The following is a 14406-nucleotide window of genomic DNA, read 5'->3' on the forward strand; positions in this document are numbered from 1 at the left end:
TTTCACCTCTAATCCCTACTCTGAACTAGTTTTTTCATATCTTTTAATCTTGATTTTATAGTTCCATCTATTACATCGTTGCCTACTTTTACAAAGACACCGCCAATTATTGATTCATCTATCTCTTCTTTTAATACTATATTTTTCTTATATTTTTCAGATAATTTTAGTATTAAATTTTCTTTTTCTTCTTCATTTAAAGGAATCACAGTTTTAATTTCTGCTATCATTGTATTCATCTTTTCTAGATGAATTTTTTCCATTTCGTTAAGTTTTTCTTTTAAATAAAGAATTCTATCTTTTTCAATAAGAATTAAAAGGAAGGATAAAAGATCCTCATCTATATGACCTTTAAAAATCTTTATGAATGTCTTTTTCTTTTTTGAAGTACTTATCTGAGGATGTTTTATTATCTGTTGAAATTCCTCATTGTTATCTATAAGTTCAACTATTTCTCTAAGATTGCTAAGATATTCTTCTACTTTTCCTTTTTCTTCTGCTACATTATAAAGAGCTAATGCATATCTCCTATCTAGATACTCATACATATTAAATACCTACCTTAGATATAAAGTCATCAATGATTTCTCTATGCTTCTTTTCATCTATGGTTTCTTGCATAGCTTTTTCCGAAAGCATAACAGCTATATCTATAGCTTTAGTCTTTACTTCATCTTCTGCCTTCTTCTTGTCTCTTGCAATTTCGGTATTAGCTCTTTCCATTATAAGACTAGCTTCTTTATGAGCTTCATTTATTATTTCATCATATAAGTCATTAGCCTTTTTCTTGTTAGCTTCAACTATCTTTTTACCTTCACTCTTTATATTCTTTAATTCTTCTTGATTTTTTAACTTTATTTCCTCTGCTTCTTTTAATCTATCTTTTGTTTTTTCTATACTTTCTTCCGTCTTTTTCTGCCTTTCATCTAAAATCTTGTTGACTTTATCAAAAAGCACCTTTTTCAATATTATATATATGATTAAAAAGTTTACTAATGATCCAGTAAACTCCGACCAGTTTATTCCCATATCTTAATTAAAGCCTCCCTTCCAGGCCTAATTTTTTATATTATTATAGTAATTTTAATTTTGAGTAGGACTTTAATGTCCTACTCAAGAAAATTTTGTGTTTACTTTAGTACTAGTAATAATATAGAAATTAAGAATCCATAAATTGCTGTTGCTTCTGCAAATCCATTACCAATTGAAAGAGCACTAATTATTTTTCCACTTGCCTCTGGTTGTCTTGAGATAGCTTCAACAGCTTTACCTGTAGATAACCCTGTAGATATACCTGCTCCTATTCCTACTAATACTGCTATTGCTGCCGCGATAGCTTTTACTGCTAATAATCCTTCAGCACTCATTTAAAATTCCTCCTTAAAACTAATGTTCAGCTATTACTTTTATATTAATCATTGATATCATTAAGAATATTATCATTTGGATCGTCCCATCAAACACATCAAAATATAAGTGAAGCGGGATAGGAAGCCCGATTTGTGCAATCCATCCTATTTTATCTAAGCTGCTGTAGGCCATAGACATTATATAGGTGGCTGCAAACATGTTTCCAAAAAGTCTTAAACTAAGCGATACAGGAAGCATTACCCTCTCTAAAAGATTCAAGGGAAGCATTACTGCAAAAGGTTTCCCATATCCTGCAAAATAATGCAAAAGTCCAAGTTTTTTGATAGTATATCCTTGAATTACAAGGAATGTTATAATTCCCATACTCAATGCTACACCGTAACTTTGAGTGGGAGGTTTTAGTCCAATAAGACCTGTAAAATTCATAGCTAGAAGATAAACTGATATGGTTCCAACAAATGGGACAAATGTTTTATATCCATCTCCCATATTCTCATCTACCAGTCCTCTAATGAACCCTACAAAACTCTCTATAATAGTTTGTTTTTTATCTGGGACTTCTTTTAAATTTTTAGAAAAAAACAAAGCCGCCCCAATTAGTAAAATCATTATAATCCATTGAATTACAAGATTTATGGTTATATCAATAGGAATACTTCCTACTGTAAAAGTAAATATAGGCTCTGCTGACTCCATCCCCTTATTCACTTCCTTCCTTATGAGAATCTCTAATTCCATACATAACTATTCCTATGAAATGAAGTGTAAACCCGATAGCATATAAGAGAACATTTAACTTATTATATACAAATATAATAGCTCCTATAGCAACAACCACTAGTATTCTTGCAAAAGTTATAAATCTTATTGCTCCCAAAGCTCCTTCTGGTTTCATAAAATAGCTGTTAACAATGGTACTCAAGATAAAGTTCCCAGTACCAACAAATAGTCCAAGAATCAATAAAACTGCCTGTTTCGGGTTAATAAAGATATAAATTCCTAAAATGGCACCTAGGTACAAATTATATTTCAATATTGAATTTATCATTTTGGCAATTACTTTATCCATGGAAATTCTCCTTCCACTTGACTACTGATTCATTATATAGCTGTATTTTTTTTTAACAAAATCTTATATTTTTTTAAATTCAGCTATATATATCAATTTACATAGGATTTCCCAATATTTAATAGTCAATAATCTTTCTAGCTTTATTTTCTTCCATTTTTCTATCATATTAAATACTATGAGTCTTATTAATGCATTTGTCTGAAATGTATCAATTTATTCATTTACGAAACTGATTACCAGAAAATGTTTTCACGAAGTCTTTTTATAATACTTTCAATAAATATCACTGCTATTTTTATCAAATTAATTTTTTATATTTTCTATATATCTGAAAAATGAAGGTTTTAACTGTAAATTATTCATGAAAAATTTATTTTTATTTTTATTTTTTTCTTATTCTTCTATCTGTATACGTTATATCTCAAGCTATACAGTTATAATTACTTTTTTATAAGTTACTGTCCATTTCATTATCACTTGAAAGATTATATATTTTTTCCATCTTTTTTACATGACTACAATATTGTCTTCAACTTATTTTATGCATTTTAAAATTTTATAAACCCAAAATTTTAAATCTCCCGATAAAAATCAAAAGATTTAAAATTTTATTTTTTCACTCTTTATTTTGTACAAAGATTTTTATATTCTAATATACTCTCTTTCTTAATCCTAGAGCAATAATATTCATTACAATAAAAATAAGCGAGAGTAGTACTCTCACTTATTTTTATATAAGACTTATAAAATTTTATCTATATATTAGCACTTTTCTACTATTACAGCAGTTCCCATTCCTCCACCTATGCAAAGAGTTGCTAAACCTTTTTTAGCATCTTCTCTCTTTAACATTTCATGGATTAAAGAAACTAATATTCTAGCTCCTGAAGCTCCAATTGGGTGTCCTAATGCTATAGCACCTCCGTTAACATTAACTTTTTCTAGATCAAAATGTAAATCTCTTGATACAGCTATGCTTTGAGATGCAAAAGCTTCATTTGCTTCTACTAAATCTAAATCTTCTACATTTAGGTTAGCTTTTTCTAAAGCTTTCTTTGTAGCATGGAATGGTCCATATCCCATTATCTTTGGATCTAATCCTTTTGATCCATAAGATACTATTTTAACTAATGGCTTAACGCCTAATTCTTTAGCCTTTTCAGCAGACATTACAACTAATGCAGCAGCTCCGTCATTTAATCCTGAAGCGTTACCAGCTGTAACTGTACCATCTTTTTTGAATGCTGGTCTAAGCTTAGCTAATTTTTCAGTTGTTGTTCCAAATTTAGGATGCTCATCAGTATCAAATACTATTGGATCTCCTTTTCTTTGAGGTATAACAACTGGAACTATTTCATCCTTAAATCTTCCTGATTTTATTGCTGCTTCAGCTTTTTGTTGAGATTTTGCAGCAAATGCATCTTGTTCTTCTCTAGTTATATTCCATTGGTCAGCTATATTTTCAGCAGTTATTCCCATGTGATAGTCATTGAATGCTTCCCATAGACCATCTTTTACCATTTCATCAACCATTTTTCCATCATTCATTCTTTGTCCCCATCTTGCGTTATCTAAAACGTATGGAGCTCTTGACATATTTTCCATTCCACCTGCAACTATAACATCAGCATCTCCTGCTAATATCATTTGGCAAGCAAGGCTTACTGCTCTTAATCCTGATCCACAAACTTTATTTATTGTCATTGCTGGAACTTCTTCTGGTAGACCAGCTTTTACAGTTGCTTGTCTAGCTGTGTTTTGTCCTAATCCTGCTTGAAGAACATTTCCCATTACAACTTCATCAACTTCACTTGCATTTACACCAGCTTTTGCTAAAGCTTCTTTTATTACTAAAGCTCCTAAATCAACTGCTGGAGTTGATTTTAACGTTCCTCCAAATGTTCCTAACGCTGTTCTTACAGCACTTGCTATAACTACTTCTTTCATAACTTGGACCCCCCTATTTATATATATGTAATTGATAAATTATTAACATACTTGTATTATATATTTTTTTTATAAATACTTCAAGGGAATTATGTAAATTTACAAAAAACTTAATTAATTTATTTTATTTTAAACTCTTCAATAATTCTATCGGTCATTTTATAGTATTTTAGTATTGAATCAACAATTCTCTTTGAGGCCATACCATCTCCATATGGGTTTATAGCCTTGCTCATATTCTTATAAGCCTCTGTATCCATTAATAGCTTGTTAGCTTCTTCACATATTCTATCAAAATCCGTACCTAATAATTTTACAGTTCCTGCTTCTACAGCTTCTGGTCTTTCTGTAACATCTCTTAAAACTAAAACAGGTTTTCCTAGATGAGGCGCTTCCTCTTGTAATCCTCCTGAATCTGTCATAACCATAAAGCATTTATTCATAAGATTGTGAGTCTCTTTTGTATCAAGTGGGGATAAAAGATGTACTCTCTCCATATTATCTAAATATTTACAAACTACATCTTTAACTATTGGATTTAAGTGGACAAGATAAACAAGCTCTACATCTTCATTAGTTTCAACTATATTCTTTAGAGCCTTACATATATTTTCTATGCCTTCTCCCCAGTTTTCTCTTCTATGGGCTGTTACCATTATTACTTTTTTATTTTCAAAATCTATATTATTAAGCTCTTCTGTATCAAATTTATAATTATCTTCTACTGTAAACTCCATAGCATCTATTACTGTGTTTCCTGTTATGATAACTTGATCTTCACTTACACCTTCTCTTAAAAGGTTTGCTTTAGATCCTAGCGTTGGAGCAAAGTGTAAATCAGCTATAGCTCCAGTAAGCTTTCTATTCATCTCTTCTGGAAATGGGAAATATTTATCAAATGTTCTAAGTCCGGCTTCCACATGCCCAACCTTAATTTGTTTATAAAATGCTGATAAAGCTCCCGCAAATGTTGTTGTAGTATCTCCATGAACTAATATCATATCAGGTTCAACATCATCATATATTTTCTCTAGCCCATCTAGCACCCTATTAGTTATACCTGTTAAAGTCTGTTTTGTCTGCATTATGTTTAAATCATATTGAGGTGTTATCTCAAAAAGATCTAAAACTTGGTCAAGCATCTGCCTATGCTGAGCTGTCACGCATACTATCGACTCTATTTCATCTCTGCTTTCTAATTCTTTAACTAATGGAGCCATCTTGATAGCTTCTGGTCTAGTTCCAAATATAGTCATAATCTTAATTTTTTCCATTATTTTCTCTCCTAACGCTAAATACTTTTCTTAAAAAATCCCATTTTCCACGCTACTCCAGCAATTAATACTATAACCGAAACTAATAAGAAATAAGCTTTTTTCGTACTTATTTCCATAGCCAGTATAGCAATTGCTCCAAGGCAAGCACTTATTAAATACATTATTATAACACTCTGCCTTTGGCTGAGTCCCAAATCTAATAATCTATGGTGCAAATGTCCTCTATCAGCTTCCATTATAGATTTACCATTTACCTTTCTTCTTATAACAGCAAATAAAGTATCATAAATAGGAAGTCCTAAAGCTAATATTGGTACTACTATTACAAACGTAGTAGCTGACTTAACCGCTCCTTCCATAGATATAGCAGCAAGAAGAAATCCTAAAAGCTGTGACCCTGTATCGCCCATAAATATTGACGCAGGGTTAAAATTATGTGGCAAAAATCCTAGTATTGATCCAGCTAATATAGCTGTAAGTGTGGCAACACTATTTCTTTCAGCCAATATTGCAACCATGTATATAGTTACTGATGCTATAAAACCAACTCCTGCTGCAAGCCCGTCAAGCCCATCAATTAGATTTAGAGCATTAGTAATTCCTACAACCCATATTATGGTCATTGGAATCGCAAATATATTTATATTTATAAATCCATCACTCAAAGATGAAAAAGGATTTGTTATTGAATTTATGTATATGCCATGAAATATAAGAATCACAGCTGCAAGCACTTGAAATGCAAGTTTGCTCTTTGGCTTTAAATCCATGACATCATCTAATATTCCACCTATCACAATTACAGTGGCTCCTATTATTATTCCTCTCTCCGTTGTAGTTATCGCTCTCTTGCTTATCACAAGCCCAAAAACAAAAGCTATAAAAATAGCAAATCCACCCATTCTAGGCATCGGCTTATTATGAATCTTTCTCGCTTCTTTAGGTACATCTACAGCTCCTATTTTAAAAGCTAATTTCCTCACAAAAGGAGTTACGCCTAAAGATATAAGAAAAGATATAACAGCTAGTTTTATATCACCCATATATATTCTTCCTATCTAAATTTATTTTAGTATCCCGTAATCATGTCTAAAGAATCATCTTCTCTTATCCAATCTTCTACATCTATTATATTATACTTATCTCCACTTACTCTTACTATGACCTGCTTAATTCCTGAATTTATGATAAGCCTCTTACACATAGCACATGAATTGGCATCTTCCACAAGCTTTCCTGTACCGCAATCCTTTCCTACTAAATATAAAGTAGCTCCTATCATATTCTTTCTAGCAGCACTTATAATTGCATTTGCTTCACTATGAACACTTCTACATAATTCGTAGTGGGTACCCCTTGGTACTTTAAACTTTTCTCTTATGCACATATTTAGATCTATACAGTTTTTTCTTCCTCTAGGTGCTCCTGTATATCCAGTTGATATAATTTCATCATTATTTACTATTATTGACCCATAATTTCTTCTTAAACATGTTCCTCTTTCTAAAACAGTTTGAGCTATATCTAAATAATAATTATGTTTATCTCTTCTATCCATATATCCCTAAAATCTCCTTTTATCTCGATACATTTACTTAAACACCTAAATTATACCCTAAATCCCCCTGTAAGTAAATAAAAGGGCTGTAGAACCCTTGGTCTCTACAGCCTTTTTAAGAAAGTTTTAATTTTAAGTTTTACTTTGTTCCGAATAACCTATCTCCTGCATCTCCAAGACCTGGAACTATATACCCATTCTCATTAAGCTTTTCATCAACAGAAGCAGTATATACATCTACATCTGGATGTACATCCATAACAGCTTTTAATCCTTCTGGCGCTGCTATAAGCACCATTAATTTTATATTTCTTGCTCCTCTTTTCTTAAGAAGTGTTATAGCATCAGCAGCAGATCCACCTGTAGCAAGCATTGGATCTACAACTATAACATCTCTTTCTTCTATATCCTGAGGTAATTTGCAGAAATACTCAACTGGTTGTAAAGTTTCTTCATCTCTATATAATCCTATATGTCCAACCTTAGCAGCTGGTATTAGATTTAACATTCCATCCACCATTCCAAGTCCAGCTCTCAATATTGGAACTATAGCCATTTTCTTACCTGCTAAAGTTTTACATGTAGTTTGACAGATAGGAGTTTCTATTTCTATATCCGTAGTTTGTACATCTCTAGTAACTTCATATGCCATAAGCATAGCAACTTCGCTTACAAGATCTCTAAAATCCTTAGATCCAGTGTTCTTATCTCTTATAAAAGATAATTTGTGTAGTATTAGTGGGTGTGATATTTGTATAACTTTTCTCATTCTATTCACTCCTATTTCTTATATTTATTTTCTATTGCTGATATTTTATCTATTCTTCTTTGATGTCTATCTCCTTCAAAAGAAGAATTTAAAAATGTATCTACTATATCTAATGCAAGTCCAGGACCAACTACTCTTTGACCCATTGTTAAGATATTTGCATTATTGTGCTGTCTAGTTGCATGAGCACTAAATGTATCACTGCATAAAGCTGCTCTAACTCCTGGAATTTTATTTGCAGCTATACCTATTCCTATACCAGTACCACAAATTAATATTCCAAGTTCAAATTCTTTTGCTACTACTTTCTCGCCAACACATGCTGCTATGTCTGGATAGTCACAAGATTCCTCACTATATGTACCAAAATCCTCAAATTCTATACCTTTTTGAGAAAGATGCTTTTTTACTTCCTCCTTTAATTGAAATCCACCGTGGTCGCATCCTATTGCTATTTTCATAGTAATACCTCCAATTTGTTTATATTTTTTTGATTATTGCAAAAAAGAAGATAGTAGTATACTTAAATACTCATATCTTCTTTTAATTTTGTTAACAGTAACTCTATTTTCTTTTCTAACTCTTTGTAAGTCTCTCCATATAAGAAAATATCCCCACCGTAAGGGTCTATAATATCACCCTCTGCTCCAATAAAGTCGCTTAGGGTGTAAATGCACTCTGCTTTTTCAGAAAAATTATTTTTTAGAATATTTCTAATATATTGAGTCATTGTCAAAATCAAGTCACAAGAATTTATAGTTTCTTTCGTAAGCTGAACAGAAACTCTTTTGCTTATATCTATATCTAGATTTTTAAAAACTATATAAGAAGAATTTTTAGATGTAACACTATATGGGACTACAGAGATACCTGCCGAAATAGCTTCTACGCCTTCTATTTGACACTTTTTATTAAATATAGCTTCTGCTATAGGACTTCTACAAGTGTTTCCTGTGCATACAAATAGTATTTTCATCTTTACCTCCTTCTATACTCTTACAATATTAAAACCCGCAGCCTTTCTTAACCTATTCATTATGGCTACCCCAATTCCTCTTTCTTCAAAGGATTCTGATAATATTATATCAACATCTAAATCATCAAGATGTCTTAACGCTTCAAATAAGTTTGATGCTATTTCCTGCATATTATCCAAACTTCCTAGAGAAAGTACAATGCCGTCTTTATAACGACTTTTTGTCTCATCACAAGCAAGTATTCCTACCTTCTTGTTATCATCTATATAATTTTGCAACATTTCATTAATTTTTGCAACAGTTTGTTCTACATTTCCTTCTATAATTTTTAATGGTGCTTTAGGTGCATAATGCCTGTACTTCATTCCTGGAGCCTTAGGCTTTAAATCTTTACTTGGTTTTTGCATAATTGCCTTATCCATATAAATATCAATATCAACTTCCCTAAGCTGTTCTAAAGTTATTCCTCCTGGTCTTAATACACAAGGAGGTTCTACAGTACAGTCAACTATAGTTGATTCAACTCCAATTTCACTACATGGTCCACCTAATATCCCTTCAACTCTTCCTTCTAAGTCCTCTATACATCTTTCCACATCCGTAGGACTAGGTCTTCCTGAAATATTAGCAGAAGGTGCTGCTATAGGTACTCCTGATTCTTTTATAAGCGCTAGCGCTATTTTGTTTTTAGGCATCCTTATTCCTATAGTCTTAAGACCTGCACTAGTCACATCAGGTATACTTTCTTTTTTATTCAAAATTATAGTAATAGGACCAGGAAAAAATTTGTTCATTAGTTTTTTTGCTACATCTGATATATCATACACTAAATTTTCTAATTCATCAACACTTTGAATATGAACTATCAAAGGATTGTCTTGAGGTCTTCCTTTTGCTATAAAAATTTTTTTTACAGCTTCTTCATCAAAAGCATTGGCTCCAAGTCCATAAACAGTTTCTGTTGGAAATGCAACAACGCCTCCACGCCTTATTATTGCTGCTGCCTTTTTTACTTTTGACATATCTATGTTCTTTTCATCAATAACAGCTATCTCCGTTTTCAACTTTAAATCCTCCTTGTAAATCACATAACATTCATCATTATAAGTCCTAGCGTTACCCCAACTAACAAACTTACTGTATTTATAACATTACTTCCTAAATTGTTCGATTCCGGTATAAGTTCTCCAAATACTACATACATCATTATTCCAGAGGCTATAGACAGACACATACCTAAAAATTTATCCGATATATTTCCAAGCCCTACTCCAAGTATAGCTCCAAAAGCAGTAGGAAGTGCAGTAATAAAAGCATACAAAAGAACTTTGGCAGGGCTCTTGTGAGCTGCCATAAGAGGTGTTGTCACAGCTAAACCTTCTGGTATATCATGAATAGCTATTATAAGACTCATCTTAAACCCTAAACTCTTTCCTGCTAAAAAACCGCATCCCATTATAACTCCCTCTGGAAAGTTATGTAACATAAGTCCTAATGATGTTATGAATGCTACTTTAACATAGGAGTTTGAAGCTCCATTGTCTGTAACCCTATCTATAGCATATATTATTACAATACCTATGATATAAAAGAATATCACATTACAAAATCCAGTTTTTTCCATAGCTTCTGGTATTAAATCAAAGGCTACTACAGACAGCATTAATCCTCCTGCAAACCCCATAGATCCACCAATAAACTTTTGGCTTGGATTCTTAACGAACACACCTATAGAAGCACCTATCATAGTACCTATAAGAGATATTACAGAACTCACTATTATTATAAAAATAAGATTCATACTCTCCCTCCTCCATTACTAAGTTTATTTATGGAAGAAAGAAAATATAACTTTTATACCGCTCTAGCTTTTTTTATATTTTCTATTGCCTCATCTGTAAATACAGCTTTTACAGAACTCTTATATATTGTATCCAATAATATGTATTTTTTTAATCCACCTTTTTTAATGACTATATAATAAAAGTGTTTTTCAGGTTCTTTCCTTTTTAGTTTGAGATATTCATTACCTACATAAGGGTATCGTTTCAAAAATTCTTTTCCAATAAGCCTTATTTTTTTATTTCTAAACTTTAGCGTAGTGACTATTATTATTGAAAAATCATCTTCTTTATCTTCTGTATGCACTAATGCAACCTTATCACAAAAGATAACATAATTTTTTCTGATAAGCCCTACAGATATCTTAAGTTTATTATTACCGTACTCAAACTCCAACCTTTCTTGATTCGCTCTTATAAACATGGACATAGCCACCAACAATTCTATGATCACCATATAAGATACTAAAAATAAGTTTTTGCGGAGTTCTGTTGCAAATAGTGCCGTAGGTAATATTAAAAAAATAAAGCTCATAGTAAGCATAAATATCTTGTAAGATCTCCTCTGCTTTCTTATGGCTTTATCAATATTCATAGCTCCACCCCTGATAATATTTATATAAATATTAATGTAGCGAATGGGATCCCCCATTCACTAATTATTTTTAAAGTTCTTCTGTATTTCCCATAGACTTCATCTTTTCAGCCTGATCAGTTGTTATAAGGGCATCTATTATCTCATCTATATCTCCATTTAAGAAAGTTTCAAGCTTGTAAAGAGTAAGTCCTATTCTGTGGTCTGTTACTCTTCCTTGAGGATAGTTATACGTTCTTATTCTTTCACTTCTATCACCAGTTCCAACCTGACTCTTTCTATCTTCTGCTATGCTTGCATTTCTTTCAGCTTCAGCCTTTTCATATAATCTAGCCTTTAATATTTTAAGGGCTTTTTCTTTATTCTTAAGCTGAGATTTTTCATCCTGACATGATACAACAAGTCCTGTTGGTAAGTGAGTCATTCTTATAGCTGAGTCTGTAGTATTTACGCACTGACCACCATTTCCAGATGCTCTAAATACATCTATTTTTAAATCACTTGGATTTACATCAATATCAACATCATCAACTTCTGGAAGCACTGCAACTGTAGCAGTAGATGTGTGAATTCTTCCACTTGATTCTGTGTCAGGTACTCTTTGCACTCTATGAACTCCGCTCTCATACTTTAATCTTGAATATGCTCCGTGTCCTTTTACCATGAATACAACTTCCTTGAAACCTCCGATATCTGTTTCATTGGCAGACATAAGCTCAACTTTCCATCTTCTATTTTCTGCATATCTTGTGTACATTCTAAAAAGATTAGCTGCAAATAATGCTGCTTCATCTCCACCTGCTCCACCTCTAATTTCTACGAATACGTTCTTGTCATCATTAGGGTCTTTAGGTAGTAAACGTACTTTTAGATCTTCTGCTAATCTTTCTTTGTCTGCAACGAGCTCTTTAAGTTCTTCCTGAGCCATCTCTTTAAGTTCTTTATCACTCTCAGTTTCTATTATCTCCTTGTTGAATTCTATGTCTTCCTCAGCTTTTTTGTATTCTTTAAATTTAGCTACAACTTCTTCCAAATCCGCATGTTCCTTACAAAGCTTCTGCCACTCTTTTTGATTTGCCATTACTGAAGGATCACTTATTTTCATCGATAATTCATCGTACTTTGCTTCTATAAAATTAAGCTTATTTAACATTCTCTTTATCACTCCGTAATCATATTTTCATAGTTTATTATTATATCACAAAAGCTAATTCCTAATCAACACTAGATACTTTCACTCCTAATACAACTCTATCTTTTCCTGCTAAATCCTGTACTATCCTTACATTAACATATCCGTTTTGATTCAATATAGCTTTAACATCTTCTCCTTGATCATGACCTATTTCGAAAATTATATATCCATTTTCCTCCAAAACATTCAATGCTTCTTTTGCAATCTCCCTATAAAAATCAAGGCCGTCAATTCCTCCATCTAAAGCTGTTTTAGGCTCATAATCTTTTACATCTTTCATAAGTTCATCTATATAATCAGCTTTTATATATGGTGGATTACTTACTAAGACTTGATACATCCTATTTTCTTTTATGACTTTTTCTAGAAGATCACTATGGATAAACGTGCACTTTTCTTTCAACTCAAGTTTTTCTATATTTATTTCTGTAACTTTTTTAGGTATCTCTTCTATATCTATAAGGTCCACTTTAACTTTATCTAGAATCTTGGCTAAAGACAACCCTATAGCTCCCGAACCACAACATAAATCACAGATTTTAATTTTGTCACTTTCAATAGATTTTATAATATTTATTGCTTCTTCTACAAGTATTTCAGTATCGTTTCTTGGTATAAGTACACCTTTTTCAACATAAAAATCTATACCCATAAATTCAGTATGTCCTAATATATATTTCATAGGCATATTATCTTCTCTTTTCTGTAAAAGCTCTCTAAATTCTGCTTCCTGGTCCAAAGTCAGCTTTTCAGATCTATTAGTCATTATATAAATTCTATCTTTTCCTATTATTTTTTCCATCATAAGCTGACCATCTAAAATATAAGTTTCGCTTACTCCCTTTAGTTTTTCATTAGATTCATTTAAAAGCTCACCAATTGTTTTTTCTATAGGTACCCCTTCAGCCGACTTTAAAGATGCTATAGCAACCTCTATTTGTTTATCATCAGGTTCCTTTGTAGTTAAAAGCTGTAATTTTAATCCAGGATACGCTACAACTTTTCCTATAGCGCTATCGGAAGCCCCTAACCATTTTATGATTTCAAAAGTTAATCCTGAAACCACTGGTAAAAGTAAAAGTCTTGATATAATTCTTTCCGTCACACTTCCCCATCCAGTAAATGAAAAAAGTACTATACTTACAAGAACAACTAAAAACATAAAGTTAGTCCCACACCTAGGATGAAGCCTACCGAATTTCTTTACATTTTCTACTGTAAGTTCCAATCCATCCTCATAGCAAAATATAGTTTTATGCTCTGCTCCATGATATTGAAAAAGTCTATATATATCATCAAGTTTGCTTATAAGAACTATATACATCAGAAATAAAATAACCCTTATAATGCCCTCTATAAAATTAAGCCCTATGCTCGATATCCCCATACGTTTAAAAAATTGAGCTATAATAGTTGGCACTATTATAAACAATCCTACGGAAAGCACACAAGATAAAATCGTAGTTATGCCCATTATTATATCGTCAGCTTTTCCTTTAAAAATTTTATTCATAAATTCGTAAGTCTTAGATGGTTCTTCATCATCTTCAAAAAAAGATGCTGAAAAATTTAATGTTTTAATTCCTATAACTAGTGAATCTATAAGAGCTAAAAAACCTCTTATTATAGGGAGTGAAAAAAACTTATTTCTTTTATTTAATGGCGTCTGTTTTTTTAAATCTATGGTTATTTCACCATTTGGTTTTCTAACTGCGGTAGCAATGCCTTTCTCACCACGCATCATAACGCCTTCTATTACAGCCTGACCTCCCACATTGCATTTTCTCTTCATATTTCCCCTACC

Annotated in this window: 17 protein-coding genes; all 17 read right to left on the minus strand. The window is 31.9% G+C overall.

Annotation, left to right across the window (positions count from 1 at the left end):
- Positions 1-8: 8 nt before the first annotated feature.
- Complete coding sequence (locus KQH81_RS13405) at positions 9-548, minus strand: F0F1 ATP synthase subunit delta (protein ID WP_027638707.1); 540 nt, start codon at positions 546-548, stop codon at positions 9-11.
- Between the two features lies 1 nt (position 549).
- Entirely contained in the window at positions 550-1029 is a 480-nt protein-coding gene (locus KQH81_RS13410; RefSeq protein WP_027638706.1) for a F0F1 ATP synthase subunit B, read from the minus strand.
- A 101-nt stretch (positions 1030-1130) separates the two neighbouring features.
- Positions 1131-1367, minus strand: a complete 237-nt coding sequence (atpE, locus tag KQH81_RS13415) for an ATP synthase F0 subunit C (protein ID WP_027638705.1) — start codon at positions 1365-1367, stop codon at positions 1131-1133.
- A gap of 19 nt (positions 1368-1386) precedes the next feature.
- The gene (locus KQH81_RS13420) at positions 1387-2067 is read right to left on the minus strand and encodes a F0F1 ATP synthase subunit A (protein ID WP_027638704.1); all 681 of its coding nucleotides are present in this window, start codon (positions 2065-2067) and stop codon (positions 1387-1389) included.
- Between the two features lie 4 nt (positions 2068-2071).
- Positions 2072-2440 (minus strand): hypothetical protein, encoded by a 369-nt coding sequence (locus KQH81_RS13425; protein WP_022788029.1) that lies wholly within the window; start codon positions 2438-2440, stop codon positions 2072-2074.
- A 765-nt stretch (positions 2441-3205) separates the two neighbouring features.
- Complete coding sequence (locus tag KQH81_RS13430; protein WP_022788028.1) at positions 3206-4390, minus strand: acetyl-CoA C-acetyltransferase; 1185 nt, start codon at positions 4388-4390, stop codon at positions 3206-3208.
- Positions 4391-4509: 119 nt separating this feature from the next.
- Complete coding sequence (gene wecB, locus KQH81_RS13435) at positions 4510-5664, minus strand: non-hydrolyzing UDP-N-acetylglucosamine 2-epimerase (RefSeq protein WP_027638703.1); 1155 nt, start codon at positions 5662-5664, stop codon at positions 4510-4512.
- 17 nt (positions 5665-5681) lie between these two features.
- Positions 5682-6710, minus strand: coding sequence for a glycosyltransferase family 4 protein (locus tag KQH81_RS13440; protein WP_230028401.1), 1029 nt, complete (start codon positions 6708-6710; stop codon positions 5682-5684).
- A 26-nt stretch (positions 6711-6736) separates the two neighbouring features.
- Complete coding sequence (locus tag KQH81_RS13445; protein WP_027638701.1) at positions 6737-7225, minus strand: deoxycytidylate deaminase; 489 nt, start codon at positions 7223-7225, stop codon at positions 6737-6739.
- Positions 7226-7364: 139 nt separating this feature from the next.
- Positions 7365-7994 carry a uracil phosphoribosyltransferase gene (gene upp, locus KQH81_RS13450; protein ID WP_230028403.1) on the minus strand — a complete coding sequence of 210 codons (630 nt, stop codon included), beginning with the start codon at positions 7992-7994 and terminating at the stop codon, positions 7365-7367.
- Between the two features lie 11 nt (positions 7995-8005).
- Entirely contained in the window at positions 8006-8455 is a 450-nt protein-coding gene (gene rpiB / locus KQH81_RS13455) for a ribose 5-phosphate isomerase B (RefSeq protein ID WP_027638699.1), read from the minus strand.
- A 62-nt stretch (positions 8456-8517) separates the two neighbouring features.
- The gene (locus KQH81_RS13460) at positions 8518-8970 is read right to left on the minus strand and encodes a low molecular weight protein arginine phosphatase (protein WP_027638698.1); all 453 of its coding nucleotides are present in this window, start codon (positions 8968-8970) and stop codon (positions 8518-8520) included.
- Between the two features lie 12 nt (positions 8971-8982).
- A complete protein-coding gene (locus tag KQH81_RS13465; protein WP_027638697.1) occupies positions 8983-10035 on the minus strand; it encodes an L-threonylcarbamoyladenylate synthase in 1053 nt (350 codons plus the stop codon).
- Positions 10036-10055: 20 nt separating this feature from the next.
- Positions 10056-10772, minus strand: a complete 717-nt coding sequence (locus KQH81_RS13470) for a ZIP family metal transporter (protein WP_027638696.1) — start codon at positions 10770-10772, stop codon at positions 10056-10058.
- 53 nt (positions 10773-10825) lie between these two features.
- Positions 10826-11407, minus strand: coding sequence for a hypothetical protein (locus tag KQH81_RS13475; protein ID WP_027638695.1), 582 nt, complete (start codon positions 11405-11407; stop codon positions 10826-10828).
- Between the two features lie 70 nt (positions 11408-11477).
- Positions 11478-12560 (minus strand): peptide chain release factor 1, encoded by a 1083-nt coding sequence (gene prfA / locus KQH81_RS13480; RefSeq protein ID WP_230029293.1) that lies wholly within the window; start codon positions 12558-12560, stop codon positions 11478-11480.
- A gap of 61 nt (positions 12561-12621) precedes the next feature.
- On the minus strand, positions 12622-14394 hold the full coding sequence (gene prmC, locus KQH81_RS13485) for a peptide chain release factor N(5)-glutamine methyltransferase (protein ID WP_074845346.1): 1773 nt from the start codon (positions 14392-14394) through the stop codon (positions 12622-12624).
- Positions 14395-14406 lie beyond the last annotated feature (12 nt).

Origin of the sequence: Clostridium cadaveris, from assembly GCF_020911725.1 — a bacterium.
Classification (GTDB): domain Bacteria; phylum Bacillota; class Clostridia; order Clostridiales; family Clostridiaceae; genus Clostridium_X; species Clostridium_X cadaveris.